The organism is Rhizobium tibeticum, assembly GCF_900110205.1.
GTDB classification, from domain to species: Bacteria; Pseudomonadota; Alphaproteobacteria; order Rhizobiales; family Rhizobiaceae; genus Rhizobium; species Rhizobium tibeticum.
On record NZ_FOCV01000007.1, the window covers coordinates 141481 to 163915 of the forward strand.

17 protein-coding genes and 2 pseudogenes are annotated in these 22435 nt (G+C 60.7%); 11 read left to right on the forward strand and 8 right to left on the reverse strand.

Going from position 1 to position 22435, the window contains the following annotated elements; all coding sequences use genetic code 11:
* Positions 1-152 precede the first annotated feature (152 nt).
* The 3 genes and pseudogenes from BSG20_RS10075 to BSG20_RS10085 all read left to right on the forward strand — a co-directional run bounded on the left by BSG20_RS10075 (position 153) and on the right by BSG20_RS10085 (position 3370).
* Entirely contained in the window at positions 153-617 is a 465-nt protein-coding gene (locus BSG20_RS10075; protein WP_072374345.1) for a MarR family winged helix-turn-helix transcriptional regulator, read from the forward strand.
* Positions 610-1836, forward strand: coding sequence for an HlyD family secretion protein (locus BSG20_RS10080; protein ID WP_072374348.1), 1227 nt, complete (start codon positions 610-612; stop codon positions 1834-1836). Before BSG20_RS10075 ends, BSG20_RS10080 begins: the two co-directional genes overlap by 8 nt.
* A pseudogene (locus tag BSG20_RS10085) lies at positions 1829-3370 on the forward strand (DHA2 family efflux MFS transporter permease subunit). Before BSG20_RS10080 ends, BSG20_RS10085 begins: the two are co-directional and overlap by 8 nt.
* Positions 3371-3373: 3 nt before the next feature.
* Here the strand turns inward: BSG20_RS10085 and BSG20_RS10090 are convergent.
* Genes BSG20_RS10090 through BSG20_RS10100 form a run of 3 tightly spaced genes read right to left on the reverse strand, consistent with a single transcriptional unit; the run spans position 3374 to position 5256 of the window.
* Entirely contained in the window at positions 3374-3964 is a 591-nt protein-coding gene (locus tag BSG20_RS10090; RefSeq protein WP_072374351.1) for a DNA-3-methyladenine glycosylase, read from the reverse strand.
* 33 nt (positions 3965-3997) lie between these two features.
* A complete protein-coding gene (locus BSG20_RS10095; protein ID WP_072374354.1) occupies positions 3998-4318 on the reverse strand; it encodes a hypothetical protein in 321 nt (106 codons plus the stop codon).
* A gap of 47 nt (positions 4319-4365) precedes the next feature.
* The gene (locus BSG20_RS10100) at positions 4366-5256 is read right to left on the reverse strand and encodes a LysR family transcriptional regulator (protein ID WP_072374356.1); all 891 of its coding nucleotides are present in this window, start codon (positions 5254-5256) and stop codon (positions 4366-4368) included.
* Between the two features lie 122 nt (positions 5257-5378).
* On the opposite strand from BSG20_RS10100, the gene BSG20_RS10105 reads away from it, so the two are divergent.
* The gene (locus tag BSG20_RS10105; protein WP_037120914.1) at positions 5379-6119 is read left to right on the forward strand and encodes an SDR family oxidoreductase; all 741 of its coding nucleotides are present in this window, start codon (positions 5379-5381) and stop codon (positions 6117-6119) included.
* 86 nt (positions 6120-6205) lie between these two features.
* Entirely contained in the window at positions 6206-7105 is a 900-nt protein-coding gene (locus BSG20_RS10110) for an SDR family oxidoreductase (protein ID WP_072374359.1), read from the forward strand.
* A 235-nt stretch (positions 7106-7340) separates the two neighbouring features.
* Here BSG20_RS10110 and BSG20_RS10115 read toward each other — a convergent pair whose 3' ends face one another.
* Entirely contained in the window at positions 7341-8252 is a 912-nt protein-coding gene (locus BSG20_RS10115) for a LysR family transcriptional regulator (RefSeq protein WP_024317309.1), read from the reverse strand.
* A gap of 167 nt (positions 8253-8419) precedes the next feature.
* On the opposite strand from BSG20_RS10115, the gene BSG20_RS10120 reads away from it, so the two are divergent.
* The 5 genes and pseudogenes from BSG20_RS10120 to BSG20_RS10135 all read left to right on the forward strand — a co-directional run bounded on the left by BSG20_RS10120 (position 8420) and on the right by BSG20_RS10135 (position 16129).
* A complete protein-coding gene (locus BSG20_RS10120) occupies positions 8420-9241 on the forward strand; it encodes an alpha/beta hydrolase fold domain-containing protein (RefSeq protein WP_072374361.1) in 822 nt (273 codons plus the stop codon).
* A gap of 39 nt (positions 9242-9280) precedes the next feature.
* Positions 9281-10471 carry an efflux RND transporter periplasmic adaptor subunit gene (locus BSG20_RS10125; protein ID WP_072374364.1) on the forward strand — a complete coding sequence of 397 codons (1191 nt, stop codon included), beginning with the start codon at positions 9281-9283 and terminating at the stop codon, positions 10469-10471.
* Between the two features lie 122 nt (positions 10472-10593).
* Positions 10594-13800, forward strand: coding sequence for an efflux RND transporter permease subunit (locus BSG20_RS10130; RefSeq protein ID WP_072374367.1), 3207 nt, complete (start codon positions 10594-10596; stop codon positions 13798-13800).
* 140 nt (positions 13801-13940) lie between these two features.
* A pseudogene (locus BSG20_RS38805) lies at positions 13941-14077 on the forward strand (D-erythronate dehydrogenase); the annotation flags it as partial.
* Between the two features lie 225 nt (positions 14078-14302).
* Complete coding sequence (locus BSG20_RS10135; RefSeq protein WP_370874307.1) at positions 14303-16129, forward strand: putative bifunctional diguanylate cyclase/phosphodiesterase; 1827 nt, start codon at positions 14303-14305, stop codon at positions 16127-16129.
* Positions 16130-16147: 18 nt separating this feature from the next.
* Here the strand turns inward: BSG20_RS10135 and BSG20_RS10140 are convergent, their stop codons facing one another.
* The 4 genes from BSG20_RS10140 to BSG20_RS36405 form a co-directional block, all read right to left on the reverse strand.
* Positions 16148-17164: an NAD-dependent epimerase/dehydratase family protein gene (locus tag BSG20_RS10140; RefSeq protein ID WP_072374373.1), complete on the reverse strand. Its 1017-nt coding sequence runs from the start codon at positions 17162-17164 to the stop codon at positions 16148-16150.
* Positions 17165-17166: 2 nt separating this feature from the next.
* Complete coding sequence (locus tag BSG20_RS10145) at positions 17167-18492, reverse strand: UDP-glucose dehydrogenase family protein (protein WP_093041100.1); 1326 nt, start codon at positions 18490-18492, stop codon at positions 17167-17169.
* A gap of 96 nt (positions 18493-18588) precedes the next feature.
* Entirely contained in the window at positions 18589-20016 is a 1428-nt protein-coding gene (locus tag BSG20_RS36400; protein WP_177309826.1) for a mannose-1-phosphate guanylyltransferase/mannose-6-phosphate isomerase, read from the reverse strand.
* Between the two features lie 36 nt (positions 20017-20052).
* Positions 20053-21477, reverse strand: coding sequence for a phosphomannomutase (locus tag BSG20_RS36405; protein ID WP_177309827.1), 1425 nt, complete (start codon positions 21475-21477; stop codon positions 20053-20055).
* 155 nt (positions 21478-21632) lie between these two features.
* Between BSG20_RS36405 and ung the strand changes: the two genes are divergently transcribed.
* Complete coding sequence (gene ung, locus BSG20_RS10155; protein ID WP_072374378.1) at positions 21633-22334, forward strand: uracil-DNA glycosylase; 702 nt, start codon at positions 21633-21635, stop codon at positions 22332-22334.
* Positions 22335-22435 lie beyond the last annotated feature (101 nt).

Consider the following 22435-nt stretch of genomic DNA (forward strand, 5'->3'; position numbering starts at 1 on the left):
TTCGAAAACCCTCCGAAATCTCTGCGCGTATTCCCATGCGGCATTTTGGCCGCAGCTGCGGAATCTGGGAGGGAGCCTATTGTGCATCTGCACAGGCTTAATATATCTAGGCATATTATAAGTGTACCTATCAATTATGGGTACTGTCTCCCATGAGTGGCAATCCTACTCTCGGCTTCCTGTTGCACGACGTTGCACGGCTGCTTCGCAAGCGGTTCGAGCAGCGCGCGCGTTGCCTTGGGCTCACGCGGTCGCAATGGCAGACGCTTGCCTGCCTGCGTAGCAACGAGGGAATCCACCAGGGCGGGCTTGCCGAGATCCTGGAAATCGAGCCGATCACACTTGTCCGCATTGTTGACAAACTCGCCGACCGCGCTCTCATCGAGCGCCGTCAGCATCCGACCGATCGCCGCATCTGGCTTCTCTATCTGCGCGAAGAAGCCCATCCACTGCTCGCTGAGATGCGCGAGCTCGGTGAGCTGACACGCTGCGAAGCATTCCAGAGTGTCCCTCCCGAGCAGCGGGACCAGCTGTTCGACATCTTATCCGCAATGAAAACGAACCTAGTTGAGGCCTCCCGAACCCCGGTAGCCGAACATGAGACCAGACATGGCTGAGAAATCCTCCCTGCGCGTCGTTGCCGACGCAAATGCCAAAAACCCAGTTGAAGAAAATGACACTTCCCCTCGCGAGGAAACTGTAGCTGAGGCGCCTTCATCCAATTCAGCGCCCGCTACTGCCGTGGCTGCGCCCGGCGGCACTCAGGTCCGCCGCCGGCGCAGCCTCACGCGGCCCGTTCTGTTCGCTTTGCTGCCGGTCGCGCTCGTCATCGGTGGCTATTACTACGTCAACGGCGGTCAGATCATGTCGACCGACAATGCCTATCTCCAGGCCGACATGGTGGGCCTGACGACCGACGTTTCCGGTATCGTCGACCAGATCAACGTGCACGAGAACGAGGCCGTCAAGAGGGGCCAGGCGCTCTTCAGCTTGCGCCAGGATTCGTTCAGGATCGCACTCGACGGTGCGCAGGCACAGCTTGGCGCCGTGCGCAACCAGATCCTCAATCTGAAGGCCAGCTATCAGCAGTCGCTTGCCGAGATCACGCAGACCGAAGCCGATATTCCGTATTATCAGACCGAGTTCGACCGCCAGCAGAACCTCCTGAACAGCTCGGCTGCGACACGTGTTGCCTATGACCAGGCCAAGCACAATCTCGACGCCGGCCATCAGAAGGTTGCCGTTGCCGAGGCCGAAGCGGCAGCGACACTGGCGCAGCTCGGCGGCAATGCCGACCAGCCGGTAGAACAGAATCCGCTCTATCGCGAAGCCAAGGCGAAGGTTGACGATGCGCAGCGCGAACTTGACCACAGCGTGGTCAAGGCGCCGTTCGACGGTATCGTGACAAACGTCAACGCGCTGCAGCCGGGCTCCTACCTGCAGGCGTCCACGCAGGCCTTCTCGCTGGTTTCGGCAAGCAACCTCTGGATCGCCGCGAGCCCGAAGGAAACGGAACTGACCTATGTCAAGCCCGGTCAGCCGGTGACGATCTATATCGACACCTACCCGGGCGTGGAGTGGAAGGGCAAGGTCGAGAGCATCAGCCCGGCCTCCGGTTCCAGCTTCTCGCTGTTGCCGGCGCAGAACACGACTGGCAACTGGGTCAAGGTCGTGCAGCGCATTCCGATGCGGGTCAGTATCGATGACGCCGCCGGCAAGCCGCCGCTTCGCGTCGGAATGAGCACGGTCGTCGACGTCGATACGGGTCATGCCCGCGGTCTTCCGGATTTCGTTTCCAAGCTTTTGGGCCGCTCCGGCGGCAGGGACCATGAGTAACGCTGCATCATCGCCGGCCACCCCGGTAGCCAATCGCCGCGCGATCACGGCTTGCGTCATCCTGGCCGTGATCATGCAGGCGCTGGACACGACGATCGCCAACGTCGCGCTGCCCTATATTCAGGGCAGCGTCTCGGCGAGCGCTGACCAGATCAACTGGGTTCTGACCTCCTATATCGTGGCGGCTGCGATCATGACGCCGCCCTCCGGCTTTCTGGCCGCGAAGTTCGGGCGCAAGCGGGTGCTGCTGGCGGCGATCGCCGGATTTGTCGTTGCCTCGGTCTTGTGTGGCTTGGCTCAAAGCCTTCCTCAGATTGTTGCCTTCCGACTTCTCCAGGGCCTCTTCGGCGCGTCTTTGGTTCCACTCTCTCAGGGCATCCTCCTCGACATCTATAGTGTCGAGGAGCGCGGCTCGGCCATGGCCTTATTTGGCGTCTCGGTCATGGTCGGGCCGGTCCTCGGACCTGTGATCGGCGGCTAGCTGACCGATAACATCAGCTGGCGCTGGGTGTTCTACATCAACGTGCCGATTGGCGCGCTGGCGTTTGCCGGTATCGTGATCTACGTCACCGAGACGAAGCTGGATGTGCTGGCGAAGCTCGACTGGTTTGGCTTCGCAATGATGAGTCTCGCCATTGCATCGCTGCAGCTGTTCCTCGACCGCGGCGAACAGCTGAACTGGTTCGCATCCGGCGAGATCATGATCGAGGCGATCGTCTGCGCCGCGGCCTTCTACCTGTTGATCGTGCATACGCTGACGGCTGAGAAATCATTCGTGAATCCGAAGCTGTTTCTGGACCGAAATTTCAGCGTCAGCATGCTCTTTATCTTCGTGATCGGCATCACCTATCTCGCCTCGCTGGCACTGATGACGCCTTATCTGCAGACACTGATGGGCTATCCCGTCATGACCGCCGGCATCGTCATGGGACCGCGCGGCCTCGGCACCATGCTCTGCATGTTCATCGTCGGCAGGCTGATCGGCAAGGTCGACACGCGCGTGCTGCTGGTGCTCGGTCTCGCGCTGACGGCCTGGGCGATGTACGCCATGACTGGCTGGACGCCTGATATCTCGCAGTGGACGATCATTTCCATCGGCTTCGTTCAGGGCGCCGGGCTTGGCTTCCTGTTCGTGCCGCTGACGACGATCGCCTTCTCGACGCTGCCGGCGCACATGCGCGGCGACGGAACCGGTCTCTACAACCTGTCGCGAAACATTGGTTCGAGTGTTGGCATCTCGATCGTATCGGCGCTCCTTGTCGAAAACGCCCAGGTAAATCATGAGACGATTGCGGCCTATGTCACACCGTTCAACCGGGCCTTCGAGGCGACAGCGGCGCAGGGGCTGAGCCCGCTGACGGCGGCGGGTCGGGCATCGCTCAATGAACTGATCACGCTGCAATCGACTGTCATCGCCTATATCGACGATTTCAAGCTGCTGATGCTGATGTCGCTTGCGGTCATTCCGCTCGTGCTGCTGCTGCGCAAACCGAAAGTCGCTCCGGCGATGGACCACAGCGCCGTGATGGAGTGACGTTCAGCCGAACGGCCTGCTGAGATAGCGAGACCCGGAGATGCCGAAGCGCCAAGGTGCTTCGGCATTTTTCGTTATGCCGATCCGTTTGCCGGCGACAATCTCGATGGGAGCTGAGGGTGTGATTAAGAACGGCGGGCGGTCGAGCAGTCTGTCGTTCAGCGAGAGGTCGATGCCGAGCGCCTGGCAGAGCTTGCCGGGGCCGCTGCAAAGGCGAGTGAGCACGTCGCTGCCGCGGCGCTCCGTCATGGTCGTGATGCCGGCTTCCGGCTCGATTGCGCGGATCAGCACGGCAGAGCCCGGCGTGCAGACAAAGTTAAGGCACCAATACATGCCATAGATGCGATAGATGTAGACATTGCCCGGTCGACCGAACATGGCGCAATTTCGTTGCGTCGGGCCGCGAAAGCTGTGCGAGGCTTCGTCGTCGGGAAAGTAGGCTTCCGTCTCAGTTATGCGACCGCCGACATCGCCAACATGCAGATGGCAACCGAGCAGATCCCGGGCAACGGCAATCGCATCGCGCTCGAAAAAACGCTGAAGCTCCTGGCCGGCGAGAGGAGCGGCGCCGATCGCACCAGCGGCATACGTCATCTGTTTCGGGCTCCGGCGCTTTGCTTCAAGGTACTAGTGACCGACCTTCGGGTCGTGGCCCGAGATGGAGGAACCCGTTACCGATACGGGGTCGCTTGCCGGAAAGGTATCTTCGAGACCTTCTTCCAATTCTTCTTCGAGCAGGGCAGCATCCTTGCCGCGCGCGCCGTCAGCCTGCGAACTCTGCAACGTTGTCGTAAGCAATGCTCGCGCACGCGTGATCGCATTGTCGTTCGTCAGCCCCGGGGAGGCAGCGGCGTAGAGCGTGACCGATATGCTGTTGCCCGACTGCTCCGTAAAGATGACAACGAAACTGCCTTCCTTCGGATGCACGGTGACGTCTGTGATGGCCATGGAAGATCTCCCGGTTCTGACAGTTGACCCAAGTGAAACGCTTTTCGCTAGGATTGTCGAGCAAAGACCTTCACCAGCCAGTCGATGAAAACGCGAACGCGCGGCGAGAGCTGCCGGTTTCGCGGATAGAGCAGGCAGACCGGAGTTGGCGTCAGGGGGAAATCCGGCAGGACATGAACGAGTGTGCCGGCCGCGAGGTCCCTTTCGGCGTGATATCGTGGCACCTGTATAAGGCCGAGGCCGAGCCTCGCCGCCGACATGAAGCTCTCCGCGGCATTGACGGTCACCGCCGCGGGCAAGGTGATGTCACGGATACTGCCGCCGACCATGAATTCCAGTGGTAGAACGCCGCCCGTCGCAGTCGAGCGGAAACCGACCATGCGGTGGCCATCGAGCCTGTCCGGATGCTCGGGCAGGCCATGCTTTTCGATATAGACGGGAGCGGCAAGGGTGACCTCCTCCAGCATGGCGACGCGACGTGCCACCATGTCGCTGTCATCAGGCGTGCCGACCCGCAACACGCAATCGATGCCCTCGCGGACGAGGTCGACCAGACGGTCGCCCTCGCTCATGTAGAACTCGATATCCGGATACATCTCCAGAAAAGACGGTAGGCTCGGCAGCACGAAATGCCGGGCAAGCGTGCCATGCACGTCCACGCGCAGCATGCCCTTCGGCTTGGTGCCGGCGAATGCGCCCTCCGCGTCCTCGATATCCGCGAGGATGGAGATACAGCGCTGATAATAGGCTTCGCCGTCGAGCGTCGGGCTGACATGGCGGGTGGTCCTGTGCAGCAGACGCACGCCGAGGCGTGCTTCCAGCTGCTTGACGGCATCGGTCACCGTGGAGCGCGGCAGGCCGGTGTCTTCGGCGGCAAGCGTGAAGCTGCGGCGCTCCACGACGCGGGAAAACACCCGCATGGCATCGAATCTGTCCATCTTATTTGTTCGGATTATCCGGATAGTGATGCCGAATAATGGCTGATTATCCGCAATGTGAAAAGAGGCATCTTCTCTCCATCGAAAACGCGCTGAGGCACAATGAAAGAAGGAGAAAGGCGATGAGCAGCAACGAGAACAAGGTCGCACTTGTCACGGGCGCTTCGAGAGGCATCGGCGCCGCGATCGCGGAACGGCTGGCCAAGGACGGTTTCACCGTCGTTATCAACTACTCCGGAAACGCCGCGCTCGCCGAAGAGCTTGTACAGAAGATCGAACGGGGTGGTGGCAAGGCACTGACCGCGCAAGCTGACGTCAGCAACCCCGAAGCCGTCCGCCGGATGTTCGATGCAGCGGAAGCAGCCTTCGGCGGCATCGACGTGCTGGTCAACAATGCCGGTATCATGCAGCTTTCCTCGATTGCCGATGCCGACGACGCCAACTTCGATCGTCAGGTGAGCGTCAATCTGAAAGGCACGTTCAACACCTTGCGCGAAGCCGGAAGGCGCCTGCGCAACGGCGGCCGTATCGTCAACTTCTCGACGAGCGTCGTGGGTCTGAAGCTCGAAAACTATGGCGTCTACGCAGCGACTAAGGCAGCCGTCGAAACGCTGACGGCGATCATGTCGAAAGAACTGCGCGGCCGCAACATCACCGTCAACGCCGTGGCGCCGGGTCCGACAGCCACCGACCTCTTCCTCGACGGGAAATCGGATGAGCTGATCGCCCGTATGGCCAAGATGAACCCGTTGGAGCGTCTGGGAACACCGGAGGATATTGCCGCCTCGGTCTCCTTTCTCGCGGGTTCAGACGGTTCCTGGATCAACGGCCAGGTGCTGCGCGCCAACGGCGGCATGGTCTGATCGTCGACTTCGGCGGCTTTGTCCTGCCGCCACCCTTAGAACGCCAGCATTCAAGAGCAACTCTCGAATATCCAAGGAATAGGAAAATGGATAAGCAGGTCATCGTCATCACCGGAGCATCCAGCGGCTTCGGCGCTCTCACCGCCCGCACGCTCGCCGGAGAAGGGCATGTCGTCTACGCCGGGATCCGCGATACGGCCGGCCGCAACGCGAAAGCCGTTGCCGATATCGCGGCCTTCTCGCGGGAGAACAATGTCGATTTGCGATCGGTCGAACTGGATGTGGTCTCCAACGCGTCTGTCGAAGCCGGGATCGCCAAGCTCGTCGCGGAGGTCGGCCAGCTCGACGTCGTCATCCATAATGCCGGCCATATGTCGTTTGGCCCGGCCGAGGCTTTCACGCCGGAGCAATATGCAGATCTGTTCGACATCAACGTCCTATCGACGCAGCGGGTGAACCGTGCTGCGCTTCCCCATATGCGCAAGCGCGGCAAGGGACTGGTCGTCTGGGTTTCCTCCTCCAGCACACGCGGCGGCACGCCTCCCTATCTTGCGCCCTACTTCGCTGCCAAAGCCGCGATGGACTCGGTTGCCGTCTCCTATGCGTCGGAGCTTGCCCGGTGGGGCATCGAAACCGCGATCATCGTGCCAGGCGCCTTTACCAGGGGCACGAATCACTTCGCGCACTCCGGTTCGCCGGCCGACGCGGCGCGGGCAGCGGAATACAATGACGGCCCCTACAGGGGCGTGCCGGAGCAGGCGCTGCAGGGGCTTGCCGCGCTCGAACCTGCCGATGCCGATGCAGGCTCGGTCGCAACGTCGATCGCGCAGGTCATCGCCATGCCCTTTGGCAAGCGTCCGTTCCGCACCCATGTCGACCCGTCTGAAGACGGTGCCGAGGTCGTCAACGGCGTTGCCGACCGGGTTCGTGCCGAAATGTTCCGGCGAATCGGTCTGGAAGATCTCCTCAAGCCAGTCGTTCGCTGAATGCCGGTGTTCGCCATTGTTTCATTTTTGCGAACTTGCTGTGCACGAATCGGCTCTTAACAAATGGGCAAGGGCAGGCTTATAGTAGTTGAATGCGACTGGAAGACCTCCAACTCCGGGCGCCAACCTCAGATACCGGCCGAGCCATTTCCCTGGTGACGCGGCAGGGTCTGAACGGAATTCGATGACAGACAGTTGCGGCCCGTCAAGGAACTCCTCCCGGGCCGCAATCGCGTCAGGCGTCATTAAGTTTGGCGTCCGAGAGCAATTTCACCAGCCAGTCGACGAAGACGCGGACCTTGTTGCTGAGGTGCCGGTTCGGCGGATAGACGATGTAGAGCGGCAACGGCTCGCGGCTCCATTCCGGCAGAATTTCCACGAGGTCGCCTTTCGCCAATGCGTCGCGGATCATGAAGCGTGGCAGCTGTGCAATGCCGAGACCGTTCAATGCCGCATTGACGAAAGTTCGGCTGTCGTTGACCGACAGCAGGTAACGCGGATTGATCTCCAAATCTTCATTGTCCTTGCGGAATTCGAATGGGAGTGTCCGGTTGGTCTGAGCACGGAAGTAACTCACTGAATAATGGTCGTTTTCCAGCTCCTCGGGGCGGGTTGGAATGCCGAATTTTTCGATGTAGAGCGGTGCCGCGCAGGTGAGCATTTCGACTTCTGAGACGCGCCTTGCGATCAATGACTGATCGGCGGGCGTTCCGCCGCGAAGCGCGCAGTCGACGTTCTCGGCCAGGTAGTCGACGGTGCGGTCACCCACGCCGAGGTCTACGCGGATATCCGGGTATTTCTGGTAGAAGTCGCAGAGCGCGGGCACGACGATCCAGTCGGCAAAAGCACCTGCCATCTCGACGCGCAAACGTCCGGTCGGCAGTCCCTGCGAGTTTGACAGGCTGCCATCCAGTTCCTCGAGTTCGGAGACGATCTGGGCCGCTCGTTCATAGTAGAGCGCGCCGTCGGTCGTCACCATGACCCTGCGCGTGGTGCGGTTGAGAAGCTTGGTGTGCAGATGCGCCTCAAGCCCCTGAATGAGATTGGTCACCGTCGCCTTGGGCATGGCGAGCGTGTCGGCGGCCCGTGTGAAATTGCCCGTCTCTACGACGCGGATGAAAGCGCGCATTGCCGAGAGCTGGTCCATCGGAAATCACCTAAGCAGGTTGCACTGCGGTATTGTTCGAAATTCGGAACAGTGTAATCGCACTATCGCTTCTTATTCCGACAGTGGAATAACAATATCTTTTCATCAGAAATTGCAAGCCATCTTGGCTCGCAATGCGTTATGTGGGTCAAACGCGAGCCGGAACGATGGCGGTGCAGGTGAAAGACATAGTGATGGAGAAGGTGGCCATCGGCCCCGTTTCCGCACGCGTCTATCAAGGCGCCGAGTTCGGCAAGGGTTCACCGATCATACTGTTTTTTCACGGCGGTGCCTTTCTGCAATCTGGCATCAAGGACAGCGTGGTTGCGCAGAGCTTGGCGAAAGCCGGCGCAATCGTGGCAGTACCGGACTACAATGCGCCGCTCGGCAATGTCTTTCCGAAGCCGCTCGAAGTCGGCTATTCGATCTTCTCTTATCTCGCCAACAAGCGCGCGTCGGGTCTCGGCGATCGCAATTCGCTGCTTATCGTGGCTGGCGAAGAGGCGGGTGGCAACATAGCTGCCGGTGTCGCTTTCAAGGCACGTGACCATTATGCCGATGCACTCGATGGTCAGGTTCTGATTTCGCCGCTGCTTGACCCATTCATGGGAACGTCGTCCATCCGCAAAGCTGACGGCATCGGTATGCGCCAGCGCTGGACCGAAGGCTGGAGCCACTATCTCAGTGGCGGCGGCTGTCATCCCTATGCTGCACCGTGTTTGTGTTCCCGTATCGCAGGGGTCGCGCCGGCACTTGTCCTGACGGCAGAAGATGATCCCCTTCGTGACGAGACGCTCGGTTATGCCGATCGCCTGAAACAGGCCGGTGTTGCAGTTCGCCGAAATGTCCTCCCCGCCGGGGCAGGTTGGCCATCCCTTTATGGCGGGAAATCCGAACACGCGTCGAATTGGCAACAGACGATCACCGACCACTTCGAGGGCTTTGTTCGCGATATTAGCAGCCGACCTATTGCATTGAAGACGAACTGATTGAATCCGGCCATTTGAAGGGCCGCAAGGAGAGTAACAATGACGTCCAGTAAGAAGCGCTGGGCCCTCGTGGGCGCCGGCTTAGGACTTGCTGCGTCCGTTTCGGCCGCAGCCATCTTTTTCGAACTGCCGATGAGCACGACCGCCACGGCCGCTTCCACACCCGCACAGGCTCCCGCTGTGCCGGTGACGGTTGCCGTCGTCGCCAGCCGTGACGTGACGACATGGCAAGAGTTTTCCGGCCGGCTTGAGGCCGTCGACCGCGTGCAGATCCGTTCGCGCGTGGCCGGAGCCATCCAAGCCGTGCACTTCCGCGAAGGCGCGCTGGTGAAGGCGGGCGATCTGCTTTTCACCATCGACCCCGAACCCTATCAGGCGGCTGTTTCCCAGGCCGAGGGCCAGGTGGCATCTGCCGAGGCGAAGGTCAACCTCGCGCAGATCGAGCTGGAACGCGGCCGCAGGCTCTCAGACAACAAGACGATTTCGCAAAGCGATCTCGATCAGCGTCAGAATGCCTTCACTGAAGCGCAGGCCGGCCTCCGTACCGCCCAGGCGGCGCTTCGTTCGGCACAGCTCGAACTCGGCTACACCGAGGTCCATGCGCCGGTTGCCGGCCGTGTCGGCAAGATCGAGATCACCGTTGGTAACCTTGTTGCCGCTGGCTCCACATCTCCCGCTCTGACGACACTCGTGTCGGTCGATCCGATCTACGCAAGCTTCAATGCCAGCGAAGAGATGGTCACCAAGGCGCTTGCCGAACTACCGGCCGCTGATGGTGCCGTCCCCGCCGTCGAGCAGATCCCGGTCGAGGTCGGCACGCTGGCGGATCAGGGCACGCCGATCAAGGGCAAGCTGCAACTGATCGACAATCAGGTCGATGCCGCAAGCGGCACGATCGGCGTTCGCGCCGTCTTCGACAATCCCGGCGGCAAGCTGATCCCCGGCCAGTTCGTCCGGGTTCGCATGGGCGAGCCGAAGGCCGAGAACAAGATCCTGATCAGCGACCGCGCCATCGGCACGGACCAGGACAAGAAGTTCGTGTTCGTCGTCGATGCGCAGAACAAGGTGAGCTATCGGCCCGTCCAGCTCGGTGCGGCGGCGGAAGGCCAGCGTATCGTCGAAAGCGGACTGACTGTCGGCGACACGATCGTCGTCAATGGCCTGCAGCGCATCCGTCCGGGCGCAGTGGTTGCGCCGCAGGCGGAAGAGAAAGTCGCCACGGCTCAATAAGCCGAAGCATCCGGAGCGTCTCGGCGCTCCGCGGAAATTCCGAAAGACGCGATCCACCGGCGGCCTCCCAACCGCCGGAGAGGGTCGTTGCATCCCAGTTTCATCCCGGAGGGGGCTTTGAAATGAATTTCTCCAGATTCTTTGTCGACCGTCCGGTGTTCGCCGGAGTCCTATCGGTCCTCATCGTGGTCGCCGGTCTGCTCGGCCTGCGCGCACTGCCGATTTCCGAATATCCCGAAGTCGTTCCGCCATCGATCGTCGTGCGCGCCACCTATCCCGGCGCAAACCCGGAGGTCATCGCGCAGACGGTCGCAACGCCGCTCGAAGAACAGATCAACGGCGTCGAGGGCATGCTCTATATGTCCAGCCAGGCGACGTCCGACGGCGTCATGACGCTGACGGTCACCTTCAAGCTCGGCACGGACCCGGACAAGGCACAGCAGCTCGTCCAGAATCGCGTTTCGCAGGCCGAACCGCGTCTGCCGGAAGAGGTGAAGACCATCGGCATAACGACGGTCAAAAGCTCTCCCGACCTGATGATGGTCGTGAACCTGATCTCGCCCGACAATCGCTATGACATCACCTATCTGCGCAACTACGGTGTCCTCAACATCAAGGATCGGCTGGCGCGTATCGATGGCGTCGGACAGGTTCAGGTCTTCGGTTCGGGCGACTATTCGATGCGCGTCTGGATCGACCCGCAGAAGGCTGCCGAGCATGGCCTTGCCGCCAGCGACGTCACCAATGCGATCCGCGGCCAGAACGTGCAGGCCGCGGCCGGCACGATCGGCGCTTCGCCGAGCCTGTCAGGTGTAGACCTGCAGCTCAACGTCAATGCGCAGGGCCGCCTGCAGACGCCCGAGCAGTTCGGCAACATCATCGTCAAGACCGGCGCCAATGGCGAGATCACCCGTCTTCGCGACGTTGCCCGCATCGAGCTCGGCGCTGCCGATTATTCGCTGCGCTCGATCCTCGATGGCAAACCGGCAGTCGCTATCCCGGTCTTCCAGTCTCCGGGTTCCAACGCCATTACCATCTCGGACGAAGTTCAAACGACGATGGAAGAGCTGAAGACCGCGATGCCTGACGGCGTCAGCTACGAGATCGTCTATGACACGACGAAGTTCGTCCGGTCGTCGATCGAGAAGGTCGTCGACACGCTGCTCGAAGCCATTGCGCTCGTCGTCATCGTCGTCATTCTGTTCCTGCAGACATGGCGCGCCTCGATCATCCCGCTGATTGCCGTTCCGGTTTCGATCATCGGCACGTTTGCGGTGATGTACGTCTTCGGCTTCTCCATCAACGCGCTCAGCCTCTTCGGCCTCGTCTTGGCGATCGGCATCGTGGTGGACGACGCGATCGTCGTGGTCGAAAACGTCGAACGAAACATCGAGAACGGGCTCAGTCCGCGTGCTGCAACCTACAAGGCAATGAAGGAAGTCTCCGGCCCGATCATCGCGATCGCACTTGTGCTCGTCGCCGTCTTCGTGCCGCTCGCCTTCATCAGCGGGCTGTCGGGACAGTTCTATCGCCAGTTTGCGCTGACGATCGCGATTTCGACCGTCATCTCGGCCTTCAACTCGCTGACATTGTCACCGGCACTCGCGTCCCTCTTGCTGCAGGACCATCACGCCAAGCGTGATTGGCTGACACGCGCCATGGATGCCGTCTTCGGCTGGTTCTTCCGGGGCTTCAACAAGGCCTTCGGTGCCGGTTCACGGGGCTATGGAAAGGGCGTCGGCGGCCTCGTGTCGCGTAAGAGCATCGTCATGCTTGTGTATCTGGCGCTCGCCGGCGCGACCTACGGTCTGTTCAATGCCGTACCGGGCGGCTTCGTGCCGGCTCAGGACAAGCAATATCTGATCGGCTTTGCCCAGCTGCCGGATGCTGCGAGCCTGGACCGCACCGAAGACGTCATCAAGCGGATGAGCGACATTGCCATGGCCGAACCCGGCGTCGCGCATGCCATCGCCTTCCCGGGCCTGTCGATCAACGGCTTCACCAACTCCTCGAACGCCGGCATTGTCTTCGTGACGCTGAAGGATTTCGAGGAACGCAAGTCGCCGGCGCTCTCAGGCGGTGCGATCGCCATGTCCCTGAACCAGAAGTTCGGGGCGATCCAGGATGCCTTCATTGCGATGTTCCCGCCGCCGCCGGTCAATGGTCTCGGCACGACGGGCGGCTTCAAGATGCAGCTCGAAGACCGGGCCGGTCTCGGCTATCAGGTGCTCGACGAGGCCAACAAGGCGATGATCGCCAAGGCCTACCAGACGCCTGAACTGACGGGCATCTTCTCTGCCTATCAGATCAATGTTCCGCAGCTCTATGCCGATCTCGACCGTGAGAAGGCCGAACAGCTGGGCGTCCCTGTGACTGACGTTTTCGAGACACTGCAGATCTATCTCGGTTCGCTCTATGTCAACGACTTCAACGCCTTCGGCCGCACCTACAGCGTGCGCGTCCAGGCCGATGCCAAGTTCCGTGCCCAGCCCGAGGACATTGGCAAGCTGAAGGTTCGTTCGGCATCGGGCCAAATGATCCCGCTGTCTGCGCTCCTGAAGGTGAACGCGACAACCGGGCCGGAGCGGACCAACCGTTATAACGGTTTCCTCTCCGCCGATATCAACGGCGGTCCAGCTCCGGGCTTTTCGTCAGGCCAGGCTCAGGCGGCGATCGAGAAGATCGCCGACGAAACGCTCCCCAAGGGCATCGCCTTCGAATGGACGGATCTGACCTATCAGCAGATCCTGGCGGGCAATTCCGGCGTGATCGTCTTCCCGCTGGCGCTGCTGCTCGTCTTCCTCGTGCTCGCTGCACAGTATGAGAGCCTTGCCCTGCCGATCGCGATCATCATGATCGTGCCGATGGGCGTGTTGGCGGCACTGACAGGCGTCTGGCTGACCGGTGGAGACAACAACATCTTCACGCAGATCGGGCTGGTGGTCCTTGTCGGCCTCTCGGCGAAGAACGCGATCCTGATCGTGGAATTCGCTCGCGAGCTGGAATTCGAAGGCCGCACGCCGGTACAGGCGGCAATCGAAGCAAGCCGCCTGCGCCTGCGTCCGATCTTGATGACCTCGATGGCGTTCATCATGGGCGTCGTGCCATTGGTCGTTTCAACTGGCGCGGGTGCCGAGATGCGGGCCGCCATGGGTGTGGCCGTGTTCTCGGGCATGATCGGCGTCACATTCTTCGGCATCTTCATGACGCCAGTGTTTTACGTGCTGGTTCGCAAGCTGACAGGCAACCGTCCGCTGGTGCAGCACAAGGAGCACGAGCACGAGCAGGAAGAGAACGAAGCGAAAGTCATACGGCTCGCCGCCGAATAGCCCCCACTGCGCGGCGAGACGTGGAAAGGCGGAGCAGTGCTCCGCCTTTCCTGTTTTCATGGGCTGACCATGCGGCTATGTCGCGAAGGGCAGGGCCGGGCGAGGGGAGTCGCGCGGTGAATGGTTGATAAAGGTCGCCACTGCATATTGCCATGATCGGCGCAGCGGGAGTGATCGGGCGCAAGCTGACCGCGCGGCTCGTCGCCGACGGGCAGCTCGCAGGTCAAGCCGCCACTCGCTTTCCCTTGTCGACGTCGTCACACCGGTCGCCCCGGAGTTCGTCGAACATGGCGGCGGTGAAACCGATCACAGCGGTTTGCTGCTGCAACTCGAAGAAAACAATCACCGTTCCTCGAAAGGCTGAATTGCCTAGTGCACAGGATCTCTGTCAAAATCGACGCTGCGTTCGACCTGCAATGATTGATGGATTTTTAGGGGGTTCTAATTAATCTCTCGCCAAATGGTTGGTTCGGCACGTACAAAGGACTTCCCTGGTGTCGCCATGACACCATACTGTTACTTGAAGCTGCATGAGGCTTGGACGGCGTTGGCATCGAGCAGTCCCACACGGTCCGAACGAGAGTTCCAGGACATTCTGCGGCGCCTTGAGCTTGCACTCGACGCGTCACAGATCGGTGTGTGGGAGCACAACCTCGATCAGAATGAGATCGCCTGGGATGTCCAGATGCATCGCCTCTACCAGACCGGGAGAGAAAGTGGTCCGGTCCCGACTGCGATCTGGTCAAACGCAATTCACCCCGACGATCGCGCCCGCGCCGAACAGGAATTCGAGGACGCCATTGCCAGACGCGGGCAATATAATTCGGAGTTCCGGATCGTTTGGCCGGACGGCGAGATAAGATATATCCGATCACGGGCCCATTTCTACGTGAACGAAGATGGGTCGCCCTCCTTTATCGGCGCGGAGTGGGACGTCACGGCAGACGTACTGCTTGCGAACGAGGCGGCTCGCCAACGGGCGGTCGCCGAGGCGCGGGCCTTGGCTTTGGAAGAAAGCAGTGCACGCATCGAGTATGTGGCGGAACACGACTATCTGACGGGTCTTCCCAACCGTCGCCTTTTCGACAAGCGCCTGGCCGAATTGGCCGACGATGCCTCGGTCTCGACGCTTGCAGTTCTCCACCTCGACCTCGACGAGTTCAAGCAGATCAACGACAGTCATGGCCATGCCGCCGGCGACATCGTGCTGCGTGCCGCGGCCTTGCGGATCGAGGCCGCCATTCCAAAAGCCGCAATGGCGGCACGTATCGGCGGCGACGAATTCGTCATCCTTCTCGTCAATTTCGGAGGGTTGACGGAACTGAATCGTATGGCGCGTGACGTGCAGCGGCGCTTGAAGAAGAAGATTCGCTTCGGCCACGAAATGCTGCAATCCGGAGCTTCGATCGGCATTTCCTGGTCGGCAGATCGCTCTGGCTCCAACCTGCTGGCTGAGTCCGATATCGCGCTCTATCAGGCAAAAACATCGGGGCGCGACCGCGTCGAGTTCTTTTCACAGCAACTTAAAGACGATCTTATGGGCAAGCGGCGCCTTGCAGAAGAGCTGAAGCTTGCGCTGGAGCAAGGCGATATCATTCCATTTTACCAATTGCAGCTCGATGCTCATACGCGCGAGATCGTCGGCATCGAGGCACTGGCACGCTGGCATCACAGCGAGCGTGGCACTCTCTCACCCGGGATCTTCCTGAAGATCGCCGACGAGTTCGGTTTGTCGTCCGAAATCGATGCTTCGATCCTGAGGCGCGTTCTCGCGGACCGGCTGAGCTGGGGGCAGCATGCAACAGCCTTGCCACGGATCTCGGTCAACATTTCGGGACAGCGCCTCTACGATCCGCAATTGATCGACGATCTTAAGACGCTCGAGATACCGGAAGGTGCCCTGGTTTTCGAACTGGTCGAGACGATTTTCCTGGATGATTGCGACGACGAGCTCCTGCAGACTGTCGATCGCATTAAGCAGATGGGAATCGAGATTGAGATCGATGATTTCGGTTCCGGCCACGCGTCGCTCATCGGCCTTGTCCGGCTGCGCCCGGCACGCCTGAAGATCGACCGGCAACTGGTGAGCGAGGTGGATACCTCCTCCGAGCAGCGCCGCGTCGTCAAGTCGATCGTCGAGATCGGCAAGGCTCTCGGTGTGGACATTATCGCAGAAGGAGTCGAAACCGAAAACCATGCCGTGACGCTCGCCAAGCTCGGCTGCCACACGTTGCAGGGCTTCGCGCTGGGCCATCCGTTGCCGGCATCCGAGATCGATAGCATCTTCGCTTCGAAAAAGGCGACGCTGGCCGCCAACCTTCGTCGTTAGCTAGCCTGGGTAGAGCGCTTACGGCTCGAGTTCGCCGCGGGCTTCCAGATACCAGTCGACGAAAGCCTTCACGCCCACATTCAGCGTCGTCTCCGGCTTGTAGCCGGTCAGAGCCACCAGCAAATCGGGGCTGGCAAAGGTGCGCGGCACGTCACCCTTTTGCATCGGCAGCATCTTGCGCTTTGCCGGCTGGCCGAGTGTCTTTTCGACGGTCTCGACGAAGGTCATCAGGTTCTCGGGTTGACCGCCGCCGATATTGACGACACGGAACGGAGCCTGATGCGAAAGCGTCTCGACACGTTGGTCTGCCACGCGGTTGGCTTCCGACGGAGCGACGGACGAGAGTCGGACAACCGCCTCCACGAGGTCATCGATATAGGTGAAGTCGCGGCTCATCTGGCCTTCGCCGTAGATCTCGATCGGCTGGTCCTCCAGCATGTTCTTCACGAACTTGAAGAGCGCCATATCGGGACGGCCCCAGGGGCCGTAGACGGTGAAGAAGCGGAAGGCTGTGGTCGGGACCTTGTGGAGATGGGCATAGCTGTGCGCCATCAGTTCCATCGATTTTTTCGTCGCCGCATAGAAGGTGAGCGGCTCGTCCGCCCGGTCTGTCTCGCGGAACGGAACAGACGGGTTGGCACCGTAGATCGACGACGTCGAGGCCAGCATCAGATGGTTGACGCCGACATCCTTGGCGATCTCGAGGATGTTCCAGGACCCTTCCAGGTTGGACGTCAGATAGGCCTTCGGGTTTTCGAGGCTGTAGCGCACGCCGGCTTGTGCTGCGAGATGCACCATCACATCGGGCGTTGCGCTTTCCACGGCCTCTTCCAGGGCCTTGCGATCTTCCAGCATGGCTGTCACCGAGCGAAAGGCCGGAAACTGTGCCAGCGCCGCGTTGCGCATGTGCTTGAGCTTGATGTTGTAGTAGTGCGTCATGCCATCGAAGCCGACGACTTCGTGGCCATCCTGCAGCAGGCGGCGGGCAAGGTGAAAGCCGATGAAGCCCGCGGTGCCGGTGATGAAATAGCGCATCTCTACTGCTTCTCGTTCTTCTTTCCGATAGCGAAATAGGCGAAGCCATGCTTGGTCACTTCGGCGACGGGATAGATATTGCGCAGGTCGACGATCGTCGGGGTCTTCACCAGCGACTTCATCCGCTTGAGATCGAGCGCTCGGAACTCGTCCCATTCGGTGACGATGACGATGGCGTCCGCGTCTTCGGCGATCTCGTAGGGGTCGTTGCCGTAGGTGATCGGGCCGATGACCTCCTTCGCCATCTCCATGCCTTCCGGATCGTAGGCGTGGACGTTGGCGCCGCCGTCCAGCAGGGCCTGGATGATGGTGATCGACGGTGCATCGCGCATGTCGTCGGTGTTCGGCTTGAAGGTCAGGCCGAGGATGGCAATCTTCTTGCCGCGAACAGTGCCGTCGCAGGCGGCGATGACCTTGCGGCCCATGGCGCGCTTGCGGTTGTCGTTGATCGCGACCGTCGTCTCGATGAGGCGGACCGGGCTGTCATGATCCTGCGCGGTCTGGACCAGCGCCAGCGTATCCTTGGGGAAGCACGAACCGCCGTAGCCGGGGCCGGCATGCAGGAACTTGTCGCCGATGCGCTTGTCCATGCCGATGCCCTTGGCGACCTTCTGCACGTCGGCGCCGATCTGCTCGCAAAGGTCGGCGATCTCGTTGATGAAGGTGATCTTCATCGCCAAGAAGGCGTTGGCCGCGTACTTGATCAGCTCGGAGGTGCGGCGTTCGCAGAAATAGAGCGGTGCCTCGTTGAGGTAGAGCGGGCGATAGACCTCGCGCATGACTTCCACGGCGCGCGGTTCCTCGGTGCCAAGGACGATGCGATCCGGGCGCTTGAAGTCGGTAATTGCGGCGCCCTCGCGCAGGAATTCCGGATTGGAAACGACGGAAATATCCTTCTCGGGGAATTCCTCGCGGAAGATGCGCTCGATCTCATCGCCGGTGCCGACAGGAACCGTTGACTTGGTGACGACGACGGTAAATCCGCAGACCGCCGCCGCGATCTCGCGGGCGGCCAAGGTAGGAACATAGACGTAACTCAGGTCGGCATGGCCATCGCCGCGCCGCGACGGCGTGCCGACAGCGATGAAGACGACGTCCGCACTTGCGACGGATGCCGCCAGCTCCTTGGAAAAATCCAAGCGACCGGCGTTGCGGTTATGGTCGATGATGTTGTCAAGGCCGGGTTCGAAAATCGGAACTTTGCCGGCTTCGAGGGCGTCGATCTTCGCGGCAGACTTGTCGACACAGGTGACATGGTGGCCGAAATCGGCGAGGCAGGCACCGGAGACAAGGCCGACATAGCCCGAGCCAATCATCACAATACGCATGGGTACATTCCCTGGGACAGCAATCGCGGCCCGGCCGATTGGCGGGGGCCGCAATGGTGTTACAGGGCGACGTTTATAAGTTCAAGACAGAGATGATCAGCTGCGTCCGAACTCGTCGACGATGCGGATGATATCGTCTTCGCCGAGATAGGATCCGGTCTGGACTTCGATCAGTTCAAGCATGATCTTGCCGGGGTTGGCCAAGCGATGGATTTCTCCGAGCGGGATGTAGACGGATTCGTTTTCCCTGAGCATCTGCACGTTCTCGCCGATCGTCACCTCGGCCGTGCCCTTGACGACGATCCAATGCTCGGAGCGGTGATGGTGCTTCTGCAGCGACAGCTTCTTGCCCGGCGTGACGAAGATGCGCTTGACCTGGAAACGGTCGCCGTTCAGCACCGAGGTATAGCCGCCCCAAGGGCGGTAAGAGGTCGGGTGCGTCTCGGTCAGCTGCGATGTCGACGGGGCGGCAGCGAGCATCTTGACGAGGTTTCCGACGTCCTGGCTGTCCTGCAGCCGCCCGACATAAACCGCGTCCTCGCTGGCGATGACGGCGATGTCGTCCATGCCCTGGACGGCGAGATGCACGCCATGCGTCATGATGAGCGAGTTCTTGGTATTGACGACCGTCGTGTTGCCGGCGGCGACATTGCCATGCTCGTCGCGGCTGCCGCTCTTCCAGACGGAATCCCAGCTGCCGAGGTCGGACCATTTGAAGGGCGAGGGGACGACCGCCGCATTGCTCGTCTTTTCCATGATCGCGTAGTCGATCGAGATGTTCGGGGCTTCGGCAAACGCCGCCTTGTCGAGGCGCGTGAAGTCAAGGTCGGTCTTTCCGCTTGCCAAAGCCTCTTGCGCGGCCTTCATCGTCTGGGGCGAGTAGGCGTTCATCTCATCGATCAGGCGTGAAACCGAGAACATGAACATACCGGAATTCCAATAGAAGCTGCCTGCCGCAAGCATCTCTTCCGCCTTGGCGAGCGGCGGCTTTTCGATGAAGCGCGCTACCGTCCGTGCGCCTGTTGGCAGCTCTTCTCCGCCTTCGATATAGCCGTAGCCGGTTGCCGGCTCGCTCGGCTGGATGCCGAACGTCACGAGCTTGCCTTCGGCAGCTGTCGCAGCCGCGATGCGGACGCAGTCAAAATAGGTGTCGTCGGCGACGATCTCATAGTCGGAGCCAAGCACATGCATGATTGTGTCTTGGTCAAAGCGTTTGCTCACCAGCGTCGCAGCCGCTGCAACGGCGGCGGCGGTGTTGCGGGCAACCGGTTCGAGCAGAATGGCGGCGAGGCCAATGTCCAGTTCACGTGCCTGCTCGGCGACGAGAAAGCGGAACTCTTCGTTGGTGAGAACGACAGGAGCCTCGTAGAGCGCAGGATCGGACACGCGCTGCAGCGTCTCCTGGAAAAGTGTCTTGTCGCCGATGAACTGTATGAATTGCTTCGGTGCTGCAGCACGCGACAGCGGCCAGAGGCGAGTGCCTTTGCCGCCAGCCATAATCACGGGAACGATCTTCTGTGTCATTTGGAGTGTCCTTGAATATCTCTTTTACGTCGCCAATCAGTTCGCCTGCGCCCACCAGCGAATTCGCTCCAGACCGGCGTGCAGCAACGCCAGGGTGGTAGCTTCGCTTTTCGCCTCGGCGTAGCAGCGCATTTCGGGGGCGTTGCCGGAGGGGCGGAAATGAATCATGCCTCGGTCCTTCAGCGTGACGCGAAGCCCGTCGATGTCGCTGACGCCGCCGACCTCGCCGATCGGCTGCAGAAACGCCGCGAGATTGGCGGAGCCGGCCCGGAGATACGCCATCAACCGGGCACTGGTCTCAACCGGAAAATCCTCAAGGCGGTCGGCTGCGGCAAACGGCAGATGGTAGGAGGCGGCGACGACCGAAAGCGGCTGCCGTCTGGATGCTGCGAGAGAGAGCGTCGCCAGGATCGGCACGAAGCAATCGCGCGTCGGCAGGGCGCGCAGCTTATGGCCGTTGACGTCGAAGTCGCTCGCGGTCAGCACGCCTCCGTTTGCCTCGAAACCGGCGACATGGGTCTGCCCGGCTGCGAGTGCGTCTTGCATGCCTGATATCACAAAGGGAGAGCCGACGCGGGTGCGAATGATGTTGAAGCGACCGGCAGCTTCGATGCCGGAATTCGAAGTCACGGGCGTCACCACCGACGTCGCGCCGAGAAAGTTTGCGGCGATCAGTCCAAGCAGGTCGCCACGCAGTGGCGTGCCCGTCTCATCTGCCACCAATGGGCGATCGCCATCACCATCCGCAGAAACGATCGCGTCGAGGCCATGCTGCCTTGCGACATCCATGAGCTTGGCAATCGTCTCGTGCGAAACGGCCTCGGTGTCGACGGGGATGAATGCTTCCGACCGTCCAAATGGCACGACTGTTGCGCCGAAATGCTTCAAGAGGTCCACCAGCAGGTCACGGGCGACCGTGCTGTGTTGGTAGACACCGACTTTGACGCCGTCGAGCGCGCCTGTGGGGAGAATATTGGCATTCCGCTCGCGGAAAGCTGCCAGGCATTCGACGGACCGATCCTGTGGCGTGGTGCCGCGCGGCTGAAACGCAAAACCGGCGCGATCGAGTTCTGCGGCCTCGGCCGTGATCATTGCCTCGTCTGCCTTGCCTATCTCACCATCCGGCCGATAGAACTTTATGCCATTGCGATCGGCTGGAATGTGCGAGCCCGTTACCATCAGGCAAGCCGCCTTTTGCTGCAGGCCATAGAGCGCAAGCGCCGGCGTTGGGACGGCGCCGCAATAAAGAATGTCGAAGCCGAGGCCGGCCAAAGCATCGGCGCAGTTTGCCGCGATTTCAGGGCTGGAATCCCTGAAGTCCTCGCCGATCAGCAGGGCATCGCCGTGGCGCGCCATTCCACTGTCGAGCAGATAGCGACCGAAGGCAGTGGCATAGAGCGCCGAAGCTCGCCCCTTGAGGTCGACAGACAGGCCGCGAAGCCCACTTGTTCCGAATTTCATCCTGAATAAGCCCCCGGATACGCTTGAATTCACCAGCGATTCGACCGCAATCTACTCAGCGTTCGTAAATAGTGAACCCCGACGAACAATAAAATGTCTGCCAATTCCCGCTTCGAGGCAAGCTGAAAGCGCATCCAAGCGGACGAGGACCGTCCATGAATGAACAGTCGGTTGCGTTGGAGGAAAGCTGGAGAGAGGCTCTCGCCGGCGAATTCGCCAGCCCTTACATGCAGCAACTCAAAGCGTTCCTCGTCGCCGAGAAACACCAAGGCAAACGGATATTTCCCAAGGGATCCGAGTACTTCCGCGCTCTTGACCTTACGCCACTGGCCGACGTCAAGGTCGTGATCCTGGGGCAGGATCCCTATCATGGGCTCGGCCAGGCGCATGGCCTTTGTTTCAGTGTTCGACCGGGCGTTCGAATCCCACCGTCACTCGTCAATATCTACAAGGAAATGCAAAGCGATCTGGGCATTCCGCCGGCTCGGCACGGATTTCTGGAGCACTGGGCGCGGCAGGGAGTGCTTTTGCTAAACAGCGTGCTGACGGTCGAGGAGGCGCAGGCCGCATCACACCAGGGCAAGGGCTGGGAGCGCTTCACCGACGCAGTTATTCGCAAGGTCAATGACGAATGCGATGGCGTCGTGTTCATGCTCTGGGGCTCCTATGCCCAGCGCAAGGCCGCCTTCGTCGACACTGCGCGCCATCTTGTGTTGAAGGCGCCGCATCCATCACCGCTCTCCGCCCACAACGGGTTCTTTGGTTGCGGCCATTTTTCCAAGGCCAACGCGTTTTTGCAGGCGCGCGGTCGGGCACCGATCGACTGGCGGCTGCCCGCCGCCGCACATGATATCTAGGCTCATTCTGAACGATTTCATTTTGTCGTTCACTAAAAAGAGACAATGCGTTCCGGTCGGCGGGACTATTCCAATCGGTCCCTAGCGATCATCTATACCCC